The sequence below is a fragment of the Micromonospora sp. 4G55 genome (genome assembly GCF_016803375.1).
Map to the genome: position 1 here is coordinate 1 of NZ_JAEVHN010000756.1, position 2,756 is coordinate 2,756.

The 2,756-nt window shown below is 73.8% G+C and carries 3 protein-coding genes; all 3 read left to right on the top strand.

Going from position 1 to position 2,756, the window contains the following annotated elements; genetic code table 11:
* On the top strand, positions 1-1,600 hold a 1,600-nt coding region (locus tag JNW89_RS33660), incomplete at its 5' end, for a GGDEF domain-containing protein (protein ID WP_238452110.1).
* Positions 1,489-2,172, top strand: a complete 684-nt coding sequence (locus JNW89_RS33665) for an EAL domain-containing protein (RefSeq protein WP_238452112.1) — start codon at positions 1,489-1,491, stop codon at positions 2,170-2,172. The genes JNW89_RS33660 and JNW89_RS33665, both read left to right, overlap by 112 nt.
* Positions 2,173-2,271: 99 nt before the next feature.
* On the top strand, positions 2,272-2,616 hold the full coding sequence (locus JNW89_RS33670; RefSeq protein WP_238452111.1) for a hypothetical protein: 345 nt from the start codon (positions 2,272-2,274) through the stop codon (positions 2,614-2,616).
* The last annotated feature ends 140 nt before the right edge of the window (positions 2,617-2,756 follow it).

A 2,756-nucleotide genomic window follows, 5' to 3' on the forward strand; every position in this document is an offset into this window, starting at 1 on the left:
CTGGCTGGCCGCCGCGCTGCCCGGCGCCGCGCTGGCCGGCGACGTCGGCGCGATCACGGTGGCCGGGTGGTCGACCCTCGCCTGCGTCGGCGCGGCCCGCCGGCATCCCGCGACGCTGCGCCGGTTCTGGACGATGCTGGCGGTCACCATGGCCCTCGCCGCGGCCGGCCGTACGTTGTGGACCGTCGAGCGCCTCGGCGGCGAGACACTGCCGCACACCCCGCTGATCGGTGCCATCTTCACCGCCGGCATCCTCACCGGCACCGCGGCCCTGCTCTGCTCGCTCGCCGCCCCGCGCAGCGGGGTGGGCCGGGCCCGCACCCTGCTCGACGGGGTGATCGTCGCGCTGGCCCTGATCCCGATCGGCTGGGTGGTGGTGTTTCAGGACATCGCCGACGCCGACCTGGCCGATCCGTTGCGCACCTTCGGCCTGCTCTATCCGATGCTGGACCTGATGCAGCTGACCATCCTGGTGGCGGTGGCCGGCCCGGCCCGCCCGATCTGGCGGCCGCTGACCCTGATCGGCGCGAGCCTGGCCACCCGGGCCGGCGCCGACGCGGTCTACGTCTCGCTCGTCGCGCACGGCACGTACGCCCCCGGGCACGTGATCGACGTCTGCTGGCCGCTGAGCTACCTGCTGATCGGCGTGGCCACCACGTACCCGCCGCCGCCGGCCGGCGAGGGCGGCGACGAGGGCGTCGAGTCGCCGTTGCCGCCCTGGTGGCGGGTCGCCCTGCCGTACCTGCCGGTGGGCGGGGCGATCATCGCGGTGGTGCTCGCCCGGCACCCCACCGGGCAGACCCCGCACCTGATCTTCATCGGCATGATGGCGCTGCTCGGCGCCCTGGCGCTGCGGCAGGGGCTGGCCGCCAACGAGAACCTCCGCCTGGTGGCGCGGCTGCGCCGGCTCGCCTACGCCGACCAGCTCACCGGCCTGCCCAACCGGTTGATGTTCAACCGGCGGCTGCGCCGGGCGCTGCGCGACGGGCCGCCGGTCGCCGTCCTGCTGCTGGACCTGGACGGGTTCAAGCAGGTCAACGACCGGTTCGGGCACGCCACCGGGGACACCCTGCTGACCAGCATCGCCGACCGGATGCGGGACGCGGTCGGCGACGACGGCACCATCGCGCGGCTCGGCGGGGACGAGTTCGCCGTGCTGGTCGACGGGGGCGGCCAGGTCGCGCCGGAACGGCTCGCCGAGCGGCTGCTCGCCGCCCTGCAACCCTCCGCGGGCGAGGAGGACGTCGGCATCCACCCGTCGGCCAGCATCGGCATCGCCGAGTACGGCCCGCAGCACGCCTCCCACACCGACCTGCTGCGCGACGCCGACATCGCGATGTACGCGGCCAAGGCCGCCGGGAAGTCCGCGTACCGGACCTGCACGCCGGGGCTGCGCGAGTCGGCGGTGACCCGGGCGGAGCTGATCGCCGACCTGCGCCGGGCGTCGACGAGCAGCAGCTGCACCTCGACTACCAGCCGATCGTCGACCTGGCCACCGGCGCGGTCCGCAGCGCGGAGGCACTGGTCCGCTGGCGGCATCCCCGGCTGGGGCTGCTCGGGCCGGCCGCGTTCCTGCCGCTGGCCGAGGAGACCGGCCTGATCGTGCCGATCGACCGCTGGGTGATCCACGAGGCCTGCCGGGCCGCCGCGACCTGGCGGGAACGGGCGCCGGAGGCCACCGTGGCGGTGAACATCGCCGCCGCGCACCTGCGCCGGCCGGACCTGATCGCCACCGTCACCGCGGCCACCGCCAGCGCCGGGCTGGCCCCCCGCGCGCTGACCCTGGAGCTGACCGAGTCGGCGCTGATCGACGGCAGCGAGGCCGTGCTGGAGCGGCTGGGCCAGCTGCGCGAGCTGGGCATCCGGATCGCCATCGACGACTTCGGCACCGGCTACTCGTCGCTGAGCTACCTGCACCGCATCCCGGCCACCGAGCTGAAGATCGACCGGTCGTTCGTCTCGCGGCTCGACACCGACACCCGGGCGTACGCGACCGTGGAGATGGTGACCCGGCTGGCCGGCGCGTTCGACCTGGCGGTGGTGGCCGAGGGGGTGGAGACCGAGGGGCAGCACGCGGCGGTCACCGCGATCGGCTGCGTGCACGGGCAGGGCTACCGCTACGGCCGGCCCGGCCACCTGGCCGACCTGCACCCGGTCTCCGCCCCGGTCTGACCGGTCGGCCCGGCCGGACGGCCCCCGACGACGGGAGTCGAAGGTCCCGGAAGGGACAGGGGGTTCGGCCCTGACCGGGACCCCCCGAGCGGCCACACGATGGGAGCCGACACCAACGACGCCCCCACCCCCACCGGGAGATACGACATGAAGCGGCGCACCCTGGACCTGCTGTTCAGCATCGGCGGACTGGGCCTCGCCGTCCTGCTGCTCATCGCCGGCATCGTCCTCACCTCGAACGCGAACTTCGCCAACGACTACGTCCGCGAGCAGCTCGGCGCGCAGCACATCAGCTTCAAGCCGGCCGACCAGCTGACCGACGAGGAGAAGAAGGCCGACTGCCTGGTCGAGTACGCCGGCCAGCGGCTGACCACCGGCAAGCAGGCGGAGCGCTACCGAGGTGCGGGCCAGTGCTGCGCCCTTCAGGACTCCGTTGGGGAATAGCCAAACCACTCGGATTCACCTGTTGGCATGATTGTCGGATTCGTCGGGTGGGAAGGGTCGAGAGGTGTCGCTGGAAGCGTGGGATGACCGTGGGGTGCCGGAGTTGACCGCGCGGATGGTTCGGGCGTCGTTCCCCAAGG